Origin of the sequence: Streptococcus oralis (assembly GCF_003943395.1) — a bacterium.
In the GTDB taxonomy this organism is placed as follows: Bacteria; Bacillota; Bacilli; order Lactobacillales; family Streptococcaceae; genus Streptococcus; species Streptococcus oralis_BF.
Map to the genome: position 1 here is coordinate 15,323 of NZ_RJPJ01000002.1, position 21,278 is coordinate 36,600.

Genomic DNA, 21,278 nt, shown 5'->3' on the forward strand with positions numbered 1-21,278 from the left:
ACACTATATATCCCTCTAAACGCAGTATTAGTCAAGTATTCAGCAATCAAATTATTTACTAAAATGTGCTTACAGATCCACTTGCCTAAATAGGTACTTTCAAGATAGATTTTCCCGGTTTTTAGAAAAAATCAAAAATCATGACCACCCGTCTAACGGGTGATTTGTTTGTCTCGCACCTAACAAAGTGAGACGGACTGATAGTCACATAATAAAAAAAGCAACTCACTGCTTTACTAATGAGTTACTTTTGTACTAAAATATTTGTTGCATAATTTCCTTAATAATCTGAACAGAATTATCAAATGAGATATCTTTAGCATACTTAAATTGGCGTTGATAACGAATCCATAGCTCTTTCTGANAATCAGAAATTTCAATTCCTCTCACTTGTTCTTCCCAATTATAAATAGTATCTTTACTTTTACGTTTTTCTGCCGTATTCTCCAGTGCATTTTTTAATACTTCAAGATTAATCTCTTCTTTTCTAAGTTTATACAAGGTGAAAAGATCATATCGATCACGTGGACGCGTCGAAGCTAGTCCCCTACTGATGATTGTTTCTAACTTTTCAGCAAGTACAGTCTCTAGATTATATGTCCATATCTTGATGCTTTCATTAGTAAAGATAGAAGTCATTGAATAAGTAATTTCTCTTGGTGTGATCTTATCACCAGTAGTAATATCAATAAAAACAACCTCCTTTAATGTATCAAAAGTTGCATTTAATTTTAATGAAAATCCTCCATATTCATCATCTTGGCGAATAGGTTCTAGCTTATCTACTGAAAATGAAAATCCATCAGTTTTAGAACAAAGAATCTCTTCAAAGATATGAATCAAATTTTCTCTGCTCATTTCGGTTCCCTTCAGAGTGACATCTAAATCCATTGTGGTTCGCTTATCTAGTCCAATCATTTGACCTATTAGATACCCTCCTTTTACAATGAAGGAATCTCTGTAAGAACTAGTAGAAATCATCTTTAACACTTGCTCAATTAAATAATGTTGTTGTACTTGTTGAGCTGGAATTTCCTTATCTTTTGAAATATTTTTGATTTTTGCTTTAAAGCTATTCGCATTTGAAAACATTAAGATAGCACCTCCGTATAAGATTGTAACTTATCAGTTACTTTAAATAGCTGGGCATAATAAAATAATTTGTGTAAATTAATTTGATTTTGTTGAAAATATTTTTTAAACGCTGGTGCAATAATTTGAAGATCCACCTGATGAACTGGTCTTAGACATTCAACCAAAACTCGTTCAATTTCATAAACTTTAATAAATTGACCAGGAAGACGCTCTATTTCAACAATTCCTTCACTATAGTGAGAGCGTAAGATAATAGGACATATATCTGCTTCCTTAATGTTTTTGGTATTCGTACCATAAGGAAAACTCATCGTCATGTTAAAAGGGATGGTCAAAGATAAACCATGTAACCAAAGTGCTGTCTCCAAAGAAAAGATTCCCTTTGGAAATCGATACTGAAGGACAAACCACTCATCTAAATAAATATCAGGTAAGCGATATAACCCTTTTTCTTCAGCATCGATTTTTCCTTCTGTAACCATTTTTAATAAGGTTTTGTAGTGTAAATTTTCATCTATTACTTGTTTAAAAGTTAAAAAACCATACTGATTGAAAGAGTTCATCAGTTTCTCTCTTTTATCAACCATATCATTCTCCTTTCTTAGAAATAAAATGCTAACATCTTCTATATATGTTAGCATTTTATTTCTTTAAAATCAATTCATTTAGTTTTTTTATTTCAAAATTAATCCATACGTAAGACGGACCAGCTATTATTAAAGAAAAAATAAGACATAGACTGATAGGTTCCACACTAAATGTAGACCCATACTGCCCCATAAGTCAGATTTATAGCGTACAAGCCCTAAAAACATCCCAAGTGAAACATACAAACACCAAGCTAGAATGGTTCCTGGATGATGTGCTAAGGCAAATAAAACACTTGTCAAAGCAACTCGAATATCTAATTTTCTAACAAAGTTCCATAAAATTTCTCGATACAGAAATTCTTCAACCATACTCGCATTGATTAAGAACAATAAAAATGAAAACCAAGGAACTTGATTTTGAAGGCCAATTAAGTTTGCTTGATTCGTGCTCCCTTGAACATGAATCAGACTAAAATATAGACTTATAATCAGTAGGCTAACGAATCCAATACCAAGCCATTTCATCCTAGATTTCATATTGACCTTATGAGCTTGTTTGCGTTGGCCATACATCCATAAAAAAGAAATGAGTGACGAACCATAGAGAATCTGTAGTATAGTTAACTCACCTATACAAAGAAATTTCAGTAAGTATAGAGATACCAATAGGACATTTACTTGTTGGAATATATAAACTGGAATTATTCTTTTCATAGTTACCTCCGAAATAAATCTTCATAATCTAAATCTAATACCTGCACAATCCTTTCTACCCATGGACTTTGAGGCATTCGTTGTTCCATCTTGTAGTGGCGAATCTTTTGATACAAACGATTCAATTCACTTGGATAGTGAAACTCTCCCGCAAACATTTTTCTGGTTAACTCAATCCAGCTGATATTTCTTTCAGCCAAAATAATGGACAAGTTCTCCCAAAATCGTTCAGCCATATTTCTTCTCCTTTAGTTAGATAAATAATGTGTTTGTGCCATGTAAATCAATTGTTTCGTATCTCTTGGCAATAAAGCTCTAGCCTCTTCCAAATTCAGATTTGGATAAACCCGCTTATTTGAAACCGCAAGAGGAAGTCTGATGGTTAGTTCAGGATTTTTTAAGATCATCTCAATGAAATCCGTTAATCTTAGATTGTCACGGTTCTTAAATCGTAATAAATTGGGAGATAGAAACTCAAAACAATCTGAAGAATAGCTCATCATCTCAATTAATTTATCCTTTGTCATTTCAGAAACTGAATGACAAGATACCTCGATGCCATAGTTTTGAAAGAAGTCTAAAAGAAGCTGATTTCTTTGGCTATTTTTACTTAGATAGAGATCAATCATGGGAGACCTCCCAAAGATTCGGTTCCATTTGATATTCTGAGACGATTAAGGAATCTAATAAATTTGAGAAGTTAATCGATTTCTTGTCTTCATCATAAGCTTTTACAGTTACTTGGGTTGTAAGTATTCCCTCTTTTCCCTCGGCTCGATAGCCTTGCCCATATAAAACAAAAACAAGATTCTGATTATCATCTACAAAGGCATCAGCTCCGTTCTTTATATCCTGACTTTCAAGGAATTCCATAATGTTTTGAAGATAGGATTCATAAAATAGTGGGTAATTATGTTTTTTATGGTAATCATCTAAAAATGTCACCTCAAACTCACATGGATAATTGGGCATCAAAAATATTTGTTCATCCAGCTGTCTGATTTCTGCATCATGTAATTCTGTTTCTAATTCATCACAATCTAGTATTGATTCTTTATTTAATGCTTTCATCTTTTTCCTCTATTTCTTTTAATTTCTTTGCGATTGCGGCAATCACAGGAACGGTTACACTATTACCAGCTTGTTTATAGAGCTGACTATTACTAGAGACTTTTCTAGCAGCTTCAAAAGCCCAATCAGGAAAGCCCTGCAGTCTAAAACACTCTTTAGGAGTGATTCGTCGTATCCTCAAACGGTAAAATTGCCCATCAATTAAGACACCAGCTACTTGGTAAACTTGTTTATCTTCTCCTTCATAGCTAGCCACTACTACTCCCATTTGCCCACTAGTTGTTAACGTATTCGCTATACCTTTTCCAACTCTACCACGACGATACTGAGAACTTGGTCTTTCTAAATTGATTGAATCCCCAATCTCTGCTTGAGCATATCCTTTTTTCGTTGCTTCCCGGACTTTTAAAAAATGGATTGGTTCTGGAATCAGTATTTTGGGAATTTTATCTCCACCTTGCATCGTAGTCAGTGTTGGAGATAAGCCCTCACTTCCATAGACGCGACCTGTTTCCTTAAAGCTAGTTGGTAAATCTCCAACAACGACAATACCATGGCGATCCTGAGTATTTAAAGTAAACATTGGCTCTTGATTATCCTTGAAACGTCTACCATTTTGTCTCTTTTCTAATCTGTCTGGTGTCATACAAGGAATCGCAACTTTAAATCCTTCTCCTTTTCCACGAACTAAGGTTGGCGCAAGACCTTCTGAATAATAGACTTTACCACTCATTCCACTTCTTGATGGATTCAAATTTCCTAGTACTTTCAAAGTCTCAGAGTTAGTTGCTTGACCTTCTCGTCTGAAAGGAAATAGGAGTCGGGTACCTTTCTTTCTAGAATGTCCGATAATAAACACCCTCTCTCTGTTTTGGGGAACGCCAAAATCCTTACTGTTAAGCACCTGCCACTCAACATTAAACCCCAACTCATCAAGTGTGGTAAGGATTGTGGTGAACGTCCGTCCCTTATCGTGATTGAGTAGGCCTTTAACATTTTCAAGAAAAAGAAAACGTGGTTGGATTTGTTTGGCCGCCCGAGCAATTTCAAAGAATAAAGTTCCTCTAGTATTTTCAAATTCCAATCGTCTTCCTGCGATTGAAAATGCTTGACAAGGGAATCCCCCACAGATGACATCGACTTTCCCTCTAAGTTTTTTAAATTCGTCATCTGAAACATCTCGTATGTCATGAAATTCTATTTCTCCTTCTGTTTGAAAAATGGACTTATAAGATTTCCTAGCAAATTTATCAATCTCACAAAATCCAATACACTCGTGTCCGACACTTTCCATTCCAAGTCGAAAGCCACCAATACCTGAAAATAAATCAATAAATCTCATTTCTTTATCACCCCTTTCTTATCGACTATCAATGTCCAAAAAGTCACACCACTTGAAATGACAATGAGCATAACTAATATCCACTCGATTGGCGACATTTAACCACCTCCTTTTCTAACACGGTTATTCCAAACAGAATACAAGCCATTAAACACAAATTCAGCAAGTACTTCCGCACGTCTAACAAAGCGAACATTGTCAAGAGCATACTGATAGATTCTCTCAAAATCCGTCATAGCAATTTCACTGGCTGTTTCAGAAAACCCCTCTCGTCTAAATTGATCTTGTACCAATCCCCAAATATAATCTCGATCATATTTTGTGACCTTTTCTACTTTTCTTTTCAAGATAGGTTGAGTATTCCTATCCTCCTCATCCTCAATAAATAAAGATTCAGTCTCACTAATTTCAGTCTCACTAACTTCAGTCTCACTAGGGGCTGAATATGAGACGGGGGCCGTTTCATTTTCAACCTGCCCTAGTCTTTTTTTAACACTAGGCCTGTTTGAACTAGCTACTGGGGTATAAGACAACTCCCCTAAATAAATCTTATTAGCTAGTCTCCCTTTCTCACTTGAAGACTGTTGGACTTCATCAATTAAGTCATATTCTTTAAGAATTTTTTTGATAGACAGTAATTTTGACTTCGAACAACCTAACAGTTTCATCAGTTTAGAGTTAGAAAATACTAAATAAACCGCTCCTTCTTCATCTATCCAACCACGACTGAGAGATAATTCTAAACGATCTTTTAAAATAGAATAAGCCACCTTTACTTCTAGTTTCATATCCATATATTTCTCATCCTCAAAAAGAATTTTAGGTAATTTGTAATACCGTTCTGAAGTTTGGTATTGATTTGCGGTAATTCGTTTCATAGCGCTCCTCCAAGTTCTTTGAGCATTAAATCTCCACTTGATTCCAATCGAACCAAGCCACTTTTTTCTAATTCAGCCATAAGAGAGATGGCTTCAACAATGTCAATTCCCATTTCACGTACTAAAAATGAAATGACAATATAGCGTGATGATTGTAATTCTTTTGTCATTTTTCCTCCAGAAAATAAAAAAAGGAGAACAATATTCAATTGTTCTCCACGATAAATTTGTTAAAAAGAAAAACCCTGCCAAATTAATTTTTGGTAGGGTTTTTGGTAGGAAACTAAATTAATTTATCAGTTTCTAAAATGTGTTCACGATTCTAAAAGGCTGATACTATAGTATTCCGAATTCTAATTGGTATATGCCTCTTATTTAAGAGTAACTGAAGCTCCAGCTTCTTCCAATTTAGCTTTGATTTCTTCAGCTTCTGCTGCTGCAACGCCTTCTTTGATGACACCTGGTGCACCATCAACAAGTTCTTTAGCTTCTTTAAGTCCAAGACCTGTGATTTCACGTACAACTTTGATAACGCCGACTTTCTTGTCGCCTGCAGCTGTCAATTCAACGTCAAATGAATCTTTAGCAGCTTCTTCAGCACCACCAGCAGCAGCTACAGCTACAGGAGCAGCTGCAGTTACACCAAATTCTTCTTCGATAGCTTTTACAAGGTCGTTCAATTCAAGGATTGAAGCTTCTTTAATTTCAGCAATAATGTTTTCAATGTTCAATGCCATTGTTATTTCCTCCAAATAAGTTTTTAATTTTATAATAGTTTTTTCCGTAGCTAGGCTACGCTGCGTAGCTTAAGATTAAGCTGCGTCTTCTTTGTTGTCTGCAACCGCTTTGACTGCAAGAGCAACGTTGCGCACTGGCGCTTGAAGTACAGAAAGGAGCATAGAAAGAAGTCCTTCGCGGTTTGGAAGAGTTGCAAGAGCAACGATTTCTTCTTTAGATGCGACAGCGCCTTCGATTGCACCACCTTTGATTTCAAGTGCTTCAGCGTTTTTAGCAAAGTCGTTCAAGATTTTCGCTGGTGCGATAACATCTTCGTTAGAAAATGCTACTGCAGATGGTCCAACAAATACTGATGCAAGATCTTCAAGACCAGCTTTTTCAGCTGCACGACGCAAGATTGAGTTTTTAATGACTTTATACTCAACTTCGCTTCCACGAAGCTCACGACGAAGAACTGTATCTTGCTCAACTGTCAAACCACGAGCGTCTACAACGACGATAGATGCAGCAGCTTTCATTTTTTCAGCTACTACGTCAACTAGTTCCGCTTTTTTAGCAATAATTGCTTCACTCATTAGTGTGTTCACCTCCGTAATTATTTTGCTTGGGGAATTTTTCCAAAAGAAAAACGCGCCCAAACCTAGACACGAAAGTACAATACGCTTCTTTTTACATGATACGTTTTGTCCTCGGTAGGATATTTATGAGTCGAGCTCCCCTACTGTCTTAGGCAGTTTTTTCAAACCGTATATAAGTATAGCATAGACAAAAAAAGAATGCAAGATTTTTGCAAACTTTTTTTGAATTTTTTTTAAATCTCTACTGTCAAAACTTTGCCTTGCTTAACCACCTGTTCTCCAGCGATATAAACATCATCAACATCACTGGATTTGACAGCATAAACCAGATGAGAGAGCATATTTTTCTGAGGTTGAAGATGGATTTTTCCTTGTGGTTGAATGACCAGAAAATCCGCTTGCTTGCCAACTTCTAAGCTTCCTATCTGCTTTTCCATTCCTAGAACCTTAGCACCTTCTATCGTCAGAGCTTTGAGGGCTGTTTCGATAGGAAATTGGCTAGCATCTCCACTCTTCATCTTCTGAAGGAGGGCTGCAGTCCGTCCTTCCTCAAACATATCTAGATTGTTATTGGAAGCAACCGAGTCAGTCGCAATTCCGACTGCTACTCCTGCTTTTTGCAGTTGGATGATGGGAGCAATCCCTGAGGCCAGTTTGAGGTTACTAATGGGATTATGGGCGATAGCCACATGAGAAGTTGCTAAGCATTCAATTTCCCGCTCGTTTAGTTCGACCCCATGAGCAAAGACAGAGAAATGATCTAAGTAACCTAGTTCTTCTAGAAAGGCGAGGGGACGTTTGCCATAGCGTTTCAGGATAATTCCTGATTCCTCCTTGGTCTCCGCCACATGGATATGGATAGGAATGTCCAGTTCTTTTGCCATATCTAAGCTCGCTTCCAGCAAATCTCTACTACAGCTATACGGAGAATGAGGGGCTACCATAACCTTGAAATTTGGGTTTTCATATCCTAAGATTTCCTCGATGATGGCTCGTGTTCTGCTTATGGTCTCATCAGTTGTTTCTGTCTCCGAAGAAAAGAGGGTCGGTGAGAAATAACAACGCATCTTAGATGCCTTGACTGCCTGATAAATTCTCTCAATATCCACACCATTGGGATTATACATATCGTTGAAGGTTGTTGTCCCTGACTGGAGCATCTCCGTCAGAGCCTCTTTGACTGCCTTGGTAGTCATGTCGGGAGTAAACTCAGCTTCTGCTGGCCAGATATAGTCATTGAGCCATTCATGGAGGTTGCTGTCATCCCGAATCCCTCGCAAACCTGTCATAGCAGAATGGGTGTGGCAATTGACCAAACCAGGCATAATCCAGGCTCCTTGATAGTCTATAATCTGCTCAGCTTGCTCTAAAATATCTGGCTTCTCTTGACCGACATAGACAATTTGAGAGTCCTTAACGGCTAAGACACCATCCAAATAAACATGGAAATCTTTGTCACAAGTCACGATATTTACATGATGATAGACTTTCATTGTTTTCTCCTTCTAAGACCCTGATTTTTTCTAGCTATTGTAACAAAAAAGTCACCCGAAGGCAACTTTTTTTGTCCATAAGATTTCAAAATAGAAAGGATTATTCCGAGCTAAAAGCTGCTGCTTTTTGCATTTGGTAATACTTGCCCTTTCTAGCCATGAGCTCCTGATGATTGCCATGCTCCACAATGTCACCATCTACCAAGACAAGAATCAAATTCGCATCCTGAATGGTTGACAAACGGTGGGCAATGATAAAGCTTGTACGTCCCTTCATGAGCTTGGCAAAGGCATCCTGTACTAGCACTTCTGTCCGTGTATCGATGGAGGAAGTCGCCTCGTCTAAGATAAGAATCTTGGGAATAGCCAGAAAGACTCGAGCGATGGTCAAGAGCTGGGCTTGCCCAACAGAGAGAGATTCTCCTGCATTTTTCAACTTGGTATCGTATCCCTGTGGCAACTGTTGGATAAAAAAGTCTGCGTTGGCTGCTTTGGCAGCAGCAATCACCTGCTCCCGACTGGCATCAGGATTTCCAAAGGCAATATTATCATGAATGGTTCCTTGCTTGAGCCAGGCTTCTTGGAGCACCATGCCAAACTGCTGTCTCAATGACGCTCGGGTATAGTCGTAAATGGAACGACCATCTAACAAGATATCTCCCGAGTTAATAGGATAAAAACGCATGAGGAGATTGATGAGGGTTGATTTTCCAGCACCTGTCGGACCAACGATGGCCACCTTGCTACCAGCTGGGATATTGATAGACAAGTCCTTAATCAAGATCTTCTCAGGATGGTAGCCAAAAGAAACATGTTTAAAGGAAATAGCTCCCTTGACTTGGTCACTGGTCAAGATTCCCTTACCTGTTTCAGCAACCTCAGGACTTTCTAAGACAGCATAAACACGCTCTGCACAAGCGAGAGCACTTTGCAATTCGGCTAGAACTGAAGAAATATCGTTAAAGGGCTTGGTGTACTGTTGGACATAGTTCAAAAAGGTCACTAAATGGCCGATGGTCAAGGTGGAACCCATCATGATACGATAAGCTCCCACTCCAGCTAGAAGAGCATAGATAAGCGCATTGACAAAGCGAGTCGAAGGATTGACCGTTGAAGAATAAAAGATGGCTGACTGAGAATAACCTGCGTAGTTGGAATTCGCCTCATGCAGTCTTTGGATAAACTCTCCTTGAGCATTAAAGGACTGGATAATGGTCTGCTGGCTAAGCGATTCTTCTATCAACTGAGTCTGAATCCCCCTTGTCTCTGTTTGCTTTTGAAAGAGGTGATAAGATTTCTTGGCAATAAACCGTGAAATCACCATGGACAGTGGCGTCAATAGCAAGACCAAGAGGGTCATGAGGAGATGAATTTGGAGCATGGCTAGAATACTAACCAAAATCATCAAGACACCAATGAAAAATTGGTTAAAAATCATGGTCAAGCCAGCTGCCAACTGTTCGATGTCTGTGATTACACGACTAACCATCTCCCCACTACCTTGCCTATCTACAAAGGCAATCGGTAAACGATGGAGTTTATGGATTATTCGCTCTCGCAAGTCTTTGGTATAAGAAAAGATTAGGCGATTATAGAGGAGAGGATTGGCCCATTGTACCAGCGTATTTCCTATGACCACCAAGATCATCTGAATGAAAATCTGCCAAAAAATTGGTGAAGAACCAGTCACGAGGACCTGGTCAATGACCTGCCCAATCAAGATGGGTAAGTAGATTGATAAGGCAACCTGAGCAATGGTTCCTAGAAAGGCTAGGAAAAGGAGGAAGGGGTGGCTTGCAAGGTCTTTAGCCAAACGTTTGAGCGTCTGGTTTGCAGTTTGTCGTTTCATGCTAGTCCTTCTTTCCATGTTGGGATGCATTGATTTCGTGATAGACTTGGCTAGTCTTCATCAAATCCTCGTGCTTGCCGATAGCTAGGAGCTCCCCTTTTTCCAAGAGGAGAATCTGGTCAGCCATCTGAAGTGTCGAAGTCCGTTGAGAAATCAAGATTAAGCTCGTGTTAGGTAAATTCTCTCGGATGGCTTTCAAGAGATTGGACTCAGTGATGGTGTCAAGGGCTGAGGTCGCATCATCTAGGATGAGAAATGGAGCTTGTCGCAAGACTGCTCGTGCGATAGACAGCCTTTGTTTTTGTCCGCCTGAGAAATTTCGCCCTCCTCCCTCAACTAGGGCATCCAAAAGTCCTTCCTTTTCACTGACAAAATCCTTAGCTTGCGCAATCTCCAAGGCCTGCCAGAGTTGCTGGTCAGACACTTCTCGATTGAAACCCAAAGTCAAGTTGGAACGAATAGTTCCCTTAAAGAGTTCGACCTTTTGGGGCACATAGGCAATCAAAGACCGCCACTGCTCAAGATTACGAGGACTACGTCCATTTCGATAAAGGTCAATGCTCCCCTTGTCTACTGGATAGAGTCCAAGTAAGACTTGCACCAAGCTTGATTTACCTGAACCAGTTCCCCCGATGATACCAAGAATTTGCCCTTGCTTCATAGCAAAGGAAATGTCTCTCAGAGAAGGCTGGGCCGCATCAGGATAGGTAAAGGTTAATTCTTTGACTTGCAAAACCTGATCACCGGTAACTTCTTTTTGTTCTAATTCTGAATGGATATCTTCTGGAGCTTCGGTAAAGACTTCCTCAATTCGCTTGGCTGAGATGTAGGACTGGTTGAGAGAATTAATCAGCATAGCTAGCTTAACCAATTCCACCAAGATCTGCAAGAGGTAGTTGATAAGGGCGATAAGAGCACCTTGACTGAGTAAACCTCCTTGAATTGAAATATAGTCCTGCCAGATGATGACGAGAAGAGTTCCATTAACAATCAAATAGGTCAGAGGTGTTAACAAACTAGACCAGAAACCTGTCTTTTCTTGCAATCTAGCATAAACTTGGTTAAGAGTTTGAAAAATCTGTAATTCTCGTTTTTCTTGCCCAAAGGCACGAATCACCCGCATCCCTTGTAATTGCTGGCGCGTTTCCTGAACCAGCTGATCCGTTTTCTTTCTGAGACTACTGTAGAGAGGATTGACCAAACGAGAGAGCCCTACAATGACGATTGTTAAAAAACCAACCATAACTAAAAACCAGAAAGTCAGCTCAGCCGAGATGCGATAGGCCATAAAGATAGCCCCAAAAACGATAATGGGCGCTCGCAAAAAGAGACGCAGAAACTGATTAATACCAGTCTGTATCTGGTAGGTATCAGAAGTCAAGCGGGTTACCAAGCTAGAAGTTGTCAAACGGTCTCTGCTGTCCTTAGGTAAAGAAAGAATATGACGATAGAGGTCGTTTGTCAATTCCTTGGCAAAACCTACCGCTGCCTTGGCTGAATAAAATTGAGCAATCAAGGCTACTAAAACGCCAATCACTGCAAAGATAAGGAGTAGGCCAATCTGCATCCAGAGGTACCCTTGATCTGCCTGAGGTAAAGATTGGTCAACAATCCCAGCAATCACCATGGGAACCAAGAGTTCAAAAACAGCTTCTAGTAACTTGAACAAGGGAGCTAAAATGGATTCTTTGATATAGGGTTTGAAGTAAGATAGTAAGTGTTTCATAGATCCCTTCTATTCTTATTCTGGAAATGAAGAAAGTGGGAAGACCCACCCTCTCAGTTTTATTTGTTTAAGTAAGGCAATAGATAGCCATATCCTGCTTTTTCCATCTCATCCTTGGCTACAAAGCGCAAGGATGCAGAATTAATACAGTACCGCAGGCCACCTAATTCCTGAGGTCCATCTGTGAAAACATGACCCAAGTGAGCATTTCCTGACCGAGAACGAACCTCGATTCGCTCCATTCCATGGCTCAAATCCTTGTAATAGTGAATCAATTCCTTGGAAATCGGACGGCTAAAACTTGGCCAACCACAACCTGAAGCAAACTTATCCTTGGCAAAAAAGAGTGGCTCCCCTGTCGTGATGTCTACATAAATCCCCTCTTCAAAAGTTTGGTCATAAGCATTACTAAACGGAGCCTCTGTAGCAGCTTCTTGCGTAACACGATAAGACTCTTCAGTTAAGCTTTCCTTTAACACCTCTTGACTAGGCTTTTCATAGTTGGCTGCGTCAATCAATGGCTTCTCAGCATCGGTCACATCGATATGACAATAACCGGAAGGATTTTTCTTGAGATAGTCTTGATGGTAGTCTTCAGCTAAAATGTAGTGGCGAAGTTTCTCCACTTCTACTGCAATCTTTCGACCCAGCATACGCTCCTGCTCCTGCACCACTGTGTAGATAGCAGGCAAGTCTGCTTCATCCTGATAGTAGATCCCCGTTCGATATTGGCGACCACGGTCATTCCCCTGCTGGTTAATAGACAAGGGATCAATGACACGGAAATAATAAAGCAAAATCTCTCTGAGTGACACTACTTTCTCATCATAAATCACTTGAACAGTCTCTGCATGGTCTGTTTCCTTGAGCAACTGGTAATTGGTCGTTTCGACTTGGCCATTAGCGTAGCCGACACTGGTTGCTAGCACTCCAGAAATACGTGAAAAATACTCCTCTAAGCCCCAAAAACAACCACCTGCTAGATAAATTTCTGCCATCTTCGTTTCTCCTTTATCAAGTTCTTTGACTAGACTTCTTTTCAAAAAAAGGATAGGAAGCCCTTTAATCAAGACTTTCCCCATCCTATCTTCTATTCTTTATTTTGCTTCAACACGAACACCTTGGGTATCAACTTTCAAATCATGAAGTTTGCCTTTGAAAGACTGCTTTTGCAATTCTGCCTTAATCGCCGGCATCTTGTCATGAGAAGCCAGAACCATAACTGTCGGCCCTGCTCCAGAGAGATAGGTCGCATAGGCTCCATTCTCTTTAGCTACTTGCTTAATCGTCGCAAATTCACGGACCAGACTTTGACGATAGCGCTCATGGAAGAGGTCTCCCTCAATTGCTTGACCAGCTGTCACCATGTCTCCTGCCAACAAGGCTGCAACCGCCACATTGGCGATAGAACTAGCCGCAACAGCTTCCTTGTAGGACAATTTCTTAGGCAAGACACCACGGCTATCGCGAGTGCGCAATTCATAGTTAGGAATATAAGCTAGAAAATCACACTCTGGGAAGTCTGCCACAATCGCTGAAACATTTCCTTCAACGGAGCTGGCAATAACGAGATTACCGTAAATTGCTGGAGCTACATTGTCAGGATGCCCTTCAATCTTGGTCGCCAGCTGCAATTTGTCATGATCAGATAAGTTGAGATTCCCCAGTTGGTTAGCTAGTTCGATCCCAGCAACAATAACCGAGCTAGAAGAACCCAAGCCACGCGCCAAGGGAACATCACTGGTCATTTTCAAACGTCTTGGTTGTATGTCTGGCGCAATTTGCAAGGCAATCTTGAGTAAAAGGTTGCGCTCATCGTGGGGAATCCATTTGCCAATCTGGTGTTCAATCAACCACTCATCCCGTTCTTCACAGACCTCAATTTGAAGATACTTGGTTACAGCTACACCGACTGAATCAAAACCTGGCCCGATATTGGCACTGGTTGCAGGTACAATAATCTTCATCCTATTCTCCTAACACCTTGAAGGTATTCAAGAGGTCAAATTCTGAAGCTTTGGCTAACTCTGCTGAAACATTCTCAAGCTGCGCTTTATTAATCTTATGAGTGATAATCACTACACGCGCCTTGTCACCCTCTTTGCCATCTTGGAGGATTTGCTTGAAGGAAATATCTTGAGCATTAAAGATTTCAGCAAGTTTCAAGACCTGACCTTTTGAATCTGGTGCCAAGATTGAGAAATAGTAGTTTGCTTTGACATCTTCTGGATTAGCCAAGACCAAATCACGGCTGTATTCGTTGAAGTCTTTACCAATGGTACCATCATTCAAGCGACGAACGATACGGACAATGTCCGCTACAACACTTGTTGCAGTTGGTTTTTGACCCGCACCTGGTCCGTAGTACATAGATTCACCGATGCCGATAGACTCCACAAAGACTGCGTTCATTACCCCATTCACACTGGCAAGTGGATGTGCTTTAGGAAGGAAGGTTGGAGTCACTTCTGCAGCAATACCTGAAGGAGTTTCCTCGATAGAACCAACCAATTTCACTACATAGCCAAGGTCTTGGGCTACAGCTACATCTTCTGGTGTGATGTTGCGGATTCCCTTGTGGGCTACATCGTCAAAGGCAACCTTCATACCAAAAGCAAACTGGCTCAAAATCACCATCTTGTAGGCTGCGTCAATCCCATCCACGTCATTTGTAGGGTCGCTTTCTGCAAAACCAAGTCTTTGCGCTTCAGCCAGAGCATCATCATAAGACCAGCCTTCTTCGACCATCTTGGTCATCATGAAGTTGGAAGTTCCGTTAACGACACCAAGAACGCGCGTGATTTTATCAGAAGCCAATGAATTTGCTAGAGTGCGAAGAATTGGAATTCCACCAGCAACAGCTGCTTCGTAGTAAAGTGCTACATTATGCTCTTTAGCGATTTCTAACAATTCTGCACCATGGACAGCCAAAAGGTCCTTGTTAGCAGTAACAACGTGTTTTCCAGCTTCCAAGGCACGAGTGATAAAGGTTTTAGCTGGTTCGATACGCCCCATCAATTCCACTACAATGGTAATATCTTTGTCTGATAAAATATCATCTACATTGGTTACAAAGTTAAAGTCATTCCCTGCTGCAAGCAAGCGATTCTTTTCATCTTCATCCTTGACCAATACCTTGGCTACTTCAATCTCAGAATGAGCTGATTGGATGATTTTTTCTCCATTTTCCTTTAGGAGGAATGGCACACCACTTGCAACGGTACCAAATCCAAGTAAAGCAATTTTAACTGTCATGTTTGTCTCCTAGAAATTTTCTGATATAGCCATTATAACAGAATTTTGTGAAAATTCCTATTATAGTAAATCACTATTTCAGTCTAGTAAAGAAAAAACGAATCTCATGATTCGTCTTTCTTGATAAATGAAAATTGATTTTAAAAATTATGAACGAATCTTTTGCAGATTAAGAACTGCATCGTGATTGATCAAGATTTGCCCATACTCTTGCAAAACTGAACGACTGATATCACTGTCGTCTGCAAACTCACGCATACGAGCCAAGAGCCAGGCTGGATATGGACTTGGATGATTTTCCACATCGACTAAGATTGTCAAATAGTAGTGTCCATTCATCTTATAGAGTTCAGATGTTTCCATCTGGTAGTTAACCGTCTTTGCAAAAGCAACTACGTCAGCAAGGCTTGCAAAGTGCAAGATATAGTAGATATAAGGTTCTTTCTTACTCTCAGTTTCCTTTTCTGTTTGCTCTTGCTCTTCTTCCTTTGCTTCGACCTGTTCTAGAGATTGGATAGCCTCAATATCGCCCTTGGTCTTATCTGCAATGCTTTTTTCCAAGGTTTTGAGAAATTCATCCGGCGACATTTGAGCTAGTTCTTCCATGTCGGGTAGATCCGCCAAATCATCAAAATCTAGATTTTGGTCAATCTTAGACTTGGACACAAAGACGTCGACCTTATCAGGTTTTGGCGTCACACGAAAACTCAGCATGCCACTGTCCAAGAAATTGTCTGGCATCTCTAACTCATCTAAAATAGCATAGAAAAACTCTTCGGTTTTTTCCTGAGGAACGAGAAAGTCTGCAATTTCCATCCCCCGATCCATCAAATCATCTAAAGTCATCGTGATTTTCAGTGTTGTATCACTAATTTGTTTCATCTTCATATCTAGTAACCTCTTACTTTCAGTCTATCTATTATACTAGATTTTTACGATTTTATCAAAAGAATAAAGCTGGAATGTGATATAATACTAGAGATAATGTTACATTTAAGAAAGAAAGTTCAATGAAAAATATAAAAGTTAATGCATTGGCTAGCTTGCTGGTCAATATCCTCAATATCGTTTTTCCACTGATAACCAACCCTTATCTGACGCGAATTCTCAGTAAATCCAACTACGGTTACTTCAATACCGCCAATACCTGGGCCAGCTTTGTCATTCCACTAGCAGCCTTTGGAATATACAACTACGGGATTCGTGCTATCAGTAAGGTTAAGGACGACAAGAATAAAATCAACTATGTCTTTTCTAAGTTGTTTTATATTTCGGTTTTCACTTCTCTAATTACGACTGGTATCTACTTCCTCTTTATCTTCTTCGACACCAGCATTGTGAACCTAAAAGTTCTGTACTACATCCTAGGGACCCAAGCACTCTTCCAATTTCTCAATATCGAATGGATGAACGAGGCTTATGAAAATTATGCCTTCATCCTCTATAAGACATTGATCATCCGGATTGCCATGCTGGTTGCTATCTTTACCTTTGTTAAAACTGCAGATGATATCGTTCCTTATGCTATCGTTATGACAGCAACCACTATCTTCAACTACCTGCTCAGTTTTCTTTGGATTAAGAGAGAAGTTTCCTTTGTTAAGATCAGTCTTGTTGAATTAGTCAAAGCATCTAAACCGCTCTTAACCATGCTACTCTTAGCGAACGCTAACATGCTCTATACCTTGCTTGATAGAATGTTTATCACCAAGGGACCTGATGAAAACTACATTTCTTACTACACTATTGCTTCCAGCATTGTCATGCTAATAGCCAGTGTCTTAAGTGGGGCTCTCAATGTGAGTATCCCACGTCTCGGCTACTATCTCGGCAAGAAAGACTACACCTCTTATAAGAGTCTTCTAAATCAAGGGGCTGCCCTCTTTTACTTCCTCATCGTTCCAACCAGTATTGGGATTATGGTATTAGGGAACTACGCGGCAGTTATCTACTCTTCTGAAAAATACCTCGAAGCTGGAATCGTGACTAGTGTTTTCGCCTTTCGTACCATCATCTGGGCTATCGAGTTGATCCTTGGTAAACAAATTATCTTTATCAATGACCACGAAAATCGCTTGACTGCCTTTTACTTCCTTGGTGGTGGAGCCAATATTCTCTTCAACTGCCTCTTGTATTTCAATAATATTTTCGCACCAGAGTACTATATCGCTACGACCATTCTTGCGGAGACTATCGTCGTTCTCTTGGAAATTCGCTTTATCCAGAAACACCAACTGATTGATTTGAAAGAAATCTTTGCTACTCTAACACGCTATACTATTGTGTCCCTTGGATTCATACCTATTTATTTTGCTTTTAAATTCCTTTTCCAAGTCAACTCTTACACAGTCAACTTCAACATGATTCTCATGGTTCTCTCAACTGTTGCGGCTTGTGGTATCTATTATCTCTTGACACTCTTTATCGCCAAAGATAAAACACTCCACTATGCTCTGAACTTAGTACTTGCTAAGCTTAAAAGAAATTAAAAGAACACCCTACTGATAGATAAAAATCTATTAGAAGGGTGTTTTCTTTTTTATTCTTTCTTGACAGAAGCATTGGCTTCTGGACTTGAACCTTGTTTTTCTTGTTCAACAAGATTAGAATTTGTTTCTTGGTTCTGTTCTTGCTTGTCTACTTCCCTATTGTCAATAGCATCAGCTGTCTTCCAAATTCCGTCTTCGTTTACCTTGTAGCCATCAGGTGTGGTGGCATTTTTCAGTAAAGCTCCGTCCGTTTGGAAATAGTACCAGTTACCATCAAGCTGTTTCCAACCTGTTTGCATAGCTCCGCTCGGACCAAAATAGTAGGTCTGAGCATTCACCGTATGAAGACCGATCAACATGGTTCCACTTTCTTTTTCAAGATAATACCACTTGCCTTGATCTTTGATCCAGCCAGTCTTCATGGCGCCGCTTGGTTGGAAGTATCGATACTGACCGTCAAGCCATTTCCAACCTGTCTGCATGGCACCCGATGTGCTAAAGTAGTACTGTTCTCCATTTACTGCATGAAGACCGATCAACATGGTTCCTTCCTTGGCTTCCAGATAATACCAAGTGTCTCCATCTTTAAGCCAGCCAGTTTGCATGGCACCTGAAGCGGCATAATAGTGCCAACCATCATTTGCCCACTGCCAACCAACTTGCATGATTCCTGAAGACTTAAAGAAATAGTTCTTTCCATTAATTTCTTGCGATCCGACTGCCATGATACCTGTTTCTGAATCTAGATAATACCAAGATTCGCCCGTTTTTAACCAGCCCGTCTTCATGGAACCAGAGCTAGTATAATACTGCCAACCCTTATCCTGCCATTGCCAACCAGTTTGCATGGCACCATTTGCCTTGAAATAGTAACGAGAGCCATTGATTTCTTGATTTCCAGTTAACATGATACCATCTTTATCTAAATAATACCATATATCTTTATCTTTAATCCAACCAGTTTTCATTGCTCCAGATTCTGCATAATAGTTCCATTGTCCATTGACAGAAACCCAGCCTGTTTGCATGATACCTTCTTGATTAAAGAAATAAGTTGTTCCATTTATAATTTTTTTACCAAGTGAAGGGACTCCATTCTCATTGTAATAGTACCAATTTCCTGATACTTTTTTCCAACTAGAAGGTTTCCCATTAGATTGAAGAGCACCACTATTAGTAAAGAACAGTTTCTTACCGTTATAGACCTGAAGACCTGTCAGCATCTTACCATCTTTATCAAATAGATATTGTTGCCCATCGATTTCTAGAAGTTCATTATAACTTCTTGCCCCACTTGATGTGATGTAATACCAAAAACCATCTTGTTTAAACCAACCAGCTTCCTGCATTTTACCATTACTATTTAGATAATACCAGTTGCCCTCAATCTTTTCTCTTTCATCAACTAAATGAAGCCATTTATTAGCCTGCATTTGTCCCTTACCATTGAAGAAATAGTAAGCCCCATCAATTCGCTGCCAACCAATAGCCATCTGATCATCAGACAAGCGATACTTCCAGTAACCATCTTCTGTATACCAAGCTTTTGTAACCGAAGGAATATCTGGAAAATCGTTTGAAACATTGGCAAATCCTGTTTGACTGATGGTAAACACAGTCGCATCCTTGGTCTGGCTAGAAGCATGAACTACCTCAATACCGTGCTTATTAAGATACTCTCTAGTTGTGGCAAGATTGGCATCTGCAGCTGACGTGTGAACTACCATACTTGGTGACAAGTAATCTAAAAAAGGAATCGTATTCGATATTTTGGCATCATAATGATGGTTCCATTTCATCATATCGACTTTACCAATTTCAGGACCTAACTTATCCTCTGCACCCTCAGCATTATCCAAGTCACCACCGAGATAAATCTTTTTACCCGCTACAGTTACTACAGCCACAATCGAATTGGAATTATCATCATAAACTCTCTTGAGTTTGCCATCACTGTCATATTCGTTTTTATAGTTATAAAGCTGAATATCCATGTCACCTAAAGTGAAGTGACTTTCCTTCTCAGTAATATCTTGCACAAGAGTTACGCCACGCTCTAGAGCTGTCTTGATAGCATTGTCATAATTAAAAAGATTGTCCCACAATCGCCATTTTGATGTGATGCGCTCATCTGAGTATCTCTTCAGATAAAATCTATCTACAGGATAACGTTTTAGAACTTCATCCGCAGATCCAATATGGTCACTATGGACATGAGTTCCTAGAATAAAATCAAGTTTCTTGATACCAAGCTGTTGCATATGGCGGAAAAGGCGATCTTCTAGCACTTGCTCATTTCGATTAGAAATTCCCATTCGATTTGGGTAACGTGGATCTTCATCATCTGGAAAATCATAGTCTTCTCCCATGTCAATCAAGGCATAATGACCATTACTTTCTAGAATAATAGCATCACTTCCAGGAACTCCTTTGGTATTGATAAAATGGATTCGGTTGCTTGAAGTATCTGCCTGAACTGCGGGTATCAAGAGTCCAGAGACGAGCAACAAGACTAGGGGAATAAATACAAGGGTTTCTTTTATCTGTTTCTTTTTCATATAAACCACTTCTTTCTTTGATAGCGGAAGCTAGGATGGAAGATTCATCCTGGTAGCAACTTTTCTAGCTCCTTTCCGTCATTATAAGACAAAAAGAGGGAAGGAGAAGCCTGATTGTCACACTAGAATAGGGACTAGAGTTAACAAGGAAGAACTTCACCATCCCCTCTTTTCTTGTATTTCCAAGTTTACTTTTTCAAAAGTACTTTAGCCAATTTAGCATCATTTTGTTTGTAAATCGGATTTTCTTTCCAGTTGTAGTGGGTATTAGGGATTTCAAAATCCTCTCCATACAAGTGACTAATGTATTCTCTTGTATTTTCTGGAACTTTTACTAGAATCTCTTTAAAACTGCATTCACTTAGTGCTGTAAAAGGCAATTCATAATGGTAGACTTCATATCTTGTAGGATTTCCCAAGGCATTTGTCATATAGAAAATAGTATCTGAGGAGATGGTATTCTCCTTTTTATCATAGACAATAAAATCAACATTTAGTCCCTTGTAACTATAGGACAACTCTACAAGCTTATCATTGTAATAGAACTCTTTGGTTCTAACGAAGCCTTTCTCCAAAAGAACTTTCTCATCCCTTAAAAAGGCTTCATAGTCTGGGATAATAATCCCAAAGTCCATATCTAAATCATGCGGAATCAAATCATTTTCTCTGTAGAAACCAAGTAAAGTCCCAAAATCTAACCAGATATCATAGGATTTCAGATCAGATTGATAGATTGCCTTTAGAACATCTTCAAAGTTTTCTTTGAGTAAATTGCTTCTCTTTGAATCCAAGTCGATATTGGCTTTTTTATTTAAACTTTTGATAATAGGTAGTTTTTTAACCAGGTCTTTCTTATCTCCTAAGAGACTGGCTAAACTTCTTTTTAACCATTGTAACACCTT

The 21,278-nt window shown here is 39.5% G+C and carries 21 protein-coding genes and 1 other annotated feature; of the genes, 1 reads left to right on the plus strand and 20 read right to left on the minus strand.

The genetic code is table 11. The annotated features are described in order from the left end of the window. Window positions 1–255: 255 nt before the first annotated feature. The 18 genes from D8802_RS01410 to mecA all read right to left on the minus strand — a co-directional run bounded on the left by D8802_RS01410 (window position 256) and on the right by mecA (window position 16,217). Entirely contained in the window at window positions 256–1,092 is an 837-nt protein-coding gene (locus tag D8802_RS01410; protein ID WP_125394516.1) for a nucleotidyl transferase AbiEii/AbiGii toxin family protein, read from the minus strand. Next, window positions 1,092–1,682 (minus strand): type IV toxin-antitoxin system AbiEi family antitoxin domain-containing protein, encoded by a 591-nt coding sequence (locus D8802_RS01415; RefSeq protein ID WP_125394517.1) that lies wholly within the window; start codon window positions 1,680–1,682, stop codon window positions 1,092–1,094. The genes D8802_RS01410 and D8802_RS01415 overlap by 1 nt, the downstream gene beginning before the upstream one ends. Before the next feature lie 129 nt (window positions 1,683–1,811). After that, on the minus strand, window positions 1,812–2,399 hold the full coding sequence (locus D8802_RS01420) for a CPBP family intramembrane glutamic endopeptidase (protein ID WP_084926499.1): 588 nt from the start codon (window positions 2,397–2,399) through the stop codon (window positions 1,812–1,814). Between the two features lie 2 nt (window positions 2,400–2,401). Beyond that, window positions 2,402–2,635: a hypothetical protein gene (locus D8802_RS01425; protein ID WP_000840776.1), complete on the minus strand. Its 234-nt coding sequence runs from the start codon at window positions 2,633–2,635 to the stop codon at window positions 2,402–2,404. A 12-nt stretch (window positions 2,636–2,647) separates the two neighbouring features. Beyond that, complete coding sequence (locus D8802_RS01430) at window positions 2,648–3,028, minus strand: thioredoxin domain-containing protein (protein ID WP_000566546.1); 381 nt, start codon at window positions 3,026–3,028, stop codon at window positions 2,648–2,650. Further along, window positions 3,021–3,470, minus strand: a complete 450-nt coding sequence (locus D8802_RS01435) for a hypothetical protein (protein ID WP_084926500.1) — start codon at window positions 3,468–3,470, stop codon at window positions 3,021–3,023. The genes D8802_RS01430 and D8802_RS01435 overlap by 8 nt, the downstream gene beginning before the upstream one ends. Then, on the minus strand, window positions 3,454–4,812 hold the full coding sequence (gene dcm, locus D8802_RS01440) for a DNA (cytosine-5-)-methyltransferase (RefSeq protein ID WP_125394518.1): 1,359 nt from the start codon (window positions 4,810–4,812) through the stop codon (window positions 3,454–3,456). Before dcm ends, D8802_RS01435 begins: the two co-directional genes overlap by 17 nt. A gap of 98 nt (window positions 4,813–4,910) precedes the next feature. Further along, window positions 4,911–5,690, minus strand: coding sequence for a replication initiator protein A (locus tag D8802_RS01445; RefSeq protein ID WP_102170279.1), 780 nt, complete (start codon window positions 5,688–5,690; stop codon window positions 4,911–4,913). After that, a complete protein-coding gene (locus D8802_RS01450; protein WP_125394519.1) occupies window positions 5,687–5,860 on the minus strand; it encodes a hypothetical protein in 174 nt (57 codons plus the stop codon). The genes D8802_RS01445 and D8802_RS01450 overlap by 4 nt, the downstream gene beginning before the upstream one ends. Before the next feature lie 201 nt (window positions 5,861–6,061). Further along, window positions 6,062–6,427, minus strand: coding sequence for a 50S ribosomal protein L7/L12 (rplL, locus tag D8802_RS01455; RefSeq protein ID WP_001196968.1), 366 nt, complete (start codon window positions 6,425–6,427; stop codon window positions 6,062–6,064). 75 nt (window positions 6,428–6,502) lie between these two features. Beyond that, window positions 6,503–7,003, minus strand: a complete 501-nt coding sequence (rplJ, locus tag D8802_RS01460; RefSeq protein WP_001287274.1) for a 50S ribosomal protein L10 — start codon at window positions 7,001–7,003, stop codon at window positions 6,503–6,505. Window positions 7,004–7,041: 38 nt separating this feature from the next. Beyond that, window positions 7,042–7,177: a sequence feature (ribosomal protein L10 leader region), on the minus strand. Window positions 7,178–7,239: 62 nt separating this feature from the next. Beyond that, window positions 7,240–8,499, minus strand: coding sequence for a TRZ/ATZ family protein (locus tag D8802_RS01470; protein WP_125394520.1), 1,260 nt, complete (start codon window positions 8,497–8,499; stop codon window positions 7,240–7,242). Window positions 8,500–8,599: 100 nt separating this feature from the next. Continuing rightward, window positions 8,600–10,348 (minus strand): ABC transporter ATP-binding protein, encoded by a 1,749-nt coding sequence (locus tag D8802_RS01475; protein WP_125394521.1) that lies wholly within the window; start codon window positions 10,346–10,348, stop codon window positions 8,600–8,602. A gap of 1 nt (window position 10,349) precedes the next feature. Continuing rightward, entirely contained in the window at window positions 10,350–12,074 is a 1,725-nt protein-coding gene (locus D8802_RS01480) for an ABC transporter ATP-binding protein (RefSeq protein ID WP_125394522.1), read from the minus strand. Window positions 12,075–12,133: 59 nt separating this feature from the next. After that, window positions 12,134–13,072, minus strand: coding sequence for a peptide-methionine (R)-S-oxide reductase MsrB (msrB, locus tag D8802_RS01485; protein WP_125394523.1), 939 nt, complete (start codon window positions 13,070–13,072; stop codon window positions 12,134–12,136). Window positions 13,073–13,171: 99 nt separating this feature from the next. Next, the gene (gene thrB / locus D8802_RS01490) at window positions 13,172–14,041 is read right to left on the minus strand and encodes a homoserine kinase (protein ID WP_125394524.1); all 870 of its coding nucleotides are present in this window, start codon (window positions 14,039–14,041) and stop codon (window positions 13,172–13,174) included. Between the two features lies 1 nt (window position 14,042). Continuing rightward, window positions 14,043–15,329, minus strand: a complete 1,287-nt coding sequence (locus tag D8802_RS01495) for a homoserine dehydrogenase (RefSeq protein WP_125394525.1) — start codon at window positions 15,327–15,329, stop codon at window positions 14,043–14,045. 147 nt (window positions 15,330–15,476) lie between these two features. Then, on the minus strand, window positions 15,477–16,217 hold the full coding sequence (gene mecA / locus D8802_RS01500; protein ID WP_125394526.1) for an adaptor protein MecA: 741 nt from the start codon (window positions 16,215–16,217) through the stop codon (window positions 15,477–15,479). A 122-nt stretch (window positions 16,218–16,339) separates the two neighbouring features. Here mecA and D8802_RS01505 point away from each other — a divergent pair, with 122 nt between their 5' ends. Continuing rightward, window positions 16,340–17,818, plus strand: a complete 1,479-nt coding sequence (locus tag D8802_RS01505) for an oligosaccharide flippase family protein (protein ID WP_125394527.1) — start codon at window positions 16,340–16,342, stop codon at window positions 17,816–17,818. Between the two features lie 50 nt (window positions 17,819–17,868). Here the strand turns inward: D8802_RS01505 and D8802_RS01510 are convergent, their stop codons facing one another. Together D8802_RS01510 and D8802_RS01515 are read right to left on the minus strand one after the other, a co-directional pair. Beyond that, the gene (locus D8802_RS01510; protein WP_125394528.1) at window positions 17,869–20,376 is read right to left on the minus strand and encodes an MBL fold metallo-hydrolase; all 2,508 of its coding nucleotides are present in this window, start codon (window positions 20,374–20,376) and stop codon (window positions 17,869–17,871) included. A gap of 188 nt (window positions 20,377–20,564) precedes the next feature. After that, entirely contained in the window at window positions 20,565–21,275 is a 711-nt protein-coding gene (locus D8802_RS01515) for a LicD family protein (protein WP_125394529.1), read from the minus strand. Window positions 21,276–21,278: the final 3 nt, after the last annotated feature.